The following is a 340-nucleotide window of genomic DNA, read 5'->3' on the forward strand; positions in this document are numbered from 1 at the left end:
GGACGCGTTGGACACCGGGGAGCTGTCCGCGAGCCTGCGCGCGGTGTTCGAGGTGTCCTACCGCTGCCTCGACGCCGGTGCCGCCACGGCGTTCCGGCTGCTCGGGCTGGCACCCGGCGGCGTCACCGGGCGCGCGGCCGCGACGGCACTGGTCGGGAACGCCCGTGCGCTGCGCGTGCTGTGCGCCGCGAACCTCCTCGCGGAGGACCCGCCGGGCCGGTTCCGGATGCACGACCTCGTCAAGCGCTACGCCGGCGAGCTCGTCGCGACCGACGACCCCGGCACCCGGCTCGCCGCGTCGACCCGGCTGTTCGACCACTACCTGGGCTGGGCCTCGGCG

At 76.5% G+C, this 340-nt stretch carries 1 pseudogene; it reads left to right on the forward strand.

The features are described from left to right. Positions 1 to 340: pseudogene (locus G3I65_RS38655) on the forward strand (SARP family transcriptional regulator); the annotation flags it as partial.

The organism is Amycolatopsis sp. SID8362 (genome assembly GCF_010550475.1).
GTDB lineage: Bacteria > Actinomycetota > Actinomycetes > Mycobacteriales > Pseudonocardiaceae > Amycolatopsis > Amycolatopsis eburnea.